Source organism: Paracoccus sp. MKU1, assembly GCF_001447385.1.
Classification (GTDB): domain Bacteria; phylum Pseudomonadota; class Alphaproteobacteria; order Rhodobacterales; family Rhodobacteraceae; genus Paracoccus.
In genome coordinates this window covers 1-770 of the sequence record NZ_LLWQ01000233.1, presented here as the reverse complement: position 1 = coordinate 770, position 770 = coordinate 1, and the positions used below count along the sequence as shown (strand labels likewise).

At 64.8% G+C, this 770-nt stretch carries 1 protein-coding gene; it reads left to right on the top strand.

The genetic code is table 11. The features are described from left to right. Positions 1 to 532: 532 nt before the first annotated feature. A partial coding sequence (locus AQY21_RS27050) for a recombinase family protein (RefSeq protein WP_161906136.1) occupies positions 533 to 770 on the top strand: 238 nt, incomplete at its 3' end.

Here is a 770-nt window from a genome sequence, read left to right as displayed (position 1 = left end):
TAAAATCCGGAGAACTCCCTCCGGGTAATATTTTATCACAGTGTTCGGGCGCGGATTGATCCGGGACCCGGGTCCATTTCCGTTTCCCCCAAGCGCGTTTCACCCCTCTGGAGAGTGAGATTTCCGCATTTTCCGGTGGTTATCCACATTCACGAGACCCGAGATCCATGTTTCCAGCTTAGAGAGCCGTTCCCATGCCCTATGATCATCTGAACAGCAGCGGGCTCATCCCCGCACAGGATCATCATCAGCGAACGCCAACGGGCCCTGCCCTCMGGCGCAGGGAGCAACTCGGCCCATGGCACGAGACCGGAGAGATATTGCCGACAGGGAGGGTGCCGCGCGGACGGCGGCTGTCCCGTCGGCACCTCCGACCGACAAAACCCTTGCCGGGGACCGGCAACCCGCGCAGCATCACGACCAGCTGCTYGCCCTCGTCCGGGCGCTTGCCCGCGATGCCGCTCGCGCCGATCACGCCGCTGAGCGCGGCGCGCCTGACGATTGACCTGCCCCTCCGCACGGAGCTCCGCCCATGACCTTGCGCGCCGTCATCTACGCCCGCTACTCCTCCGACCTGCAATCGGCCTCGTCGATCGATGACCAGATCCGTCTCTGCCGCGAACGCGCCAGCCGCGAAGGCTGGCAGATCGTCGGCAGCTACGAGGATGCCGCCACCTCCGGTGCCTCGCTGATGCGTCCCGGCATCCAGCGCCTGCAGCAGGACGCCCGCGATCGGCGCTTCGACATCGTGATCTCGGAAGCTCTCGACC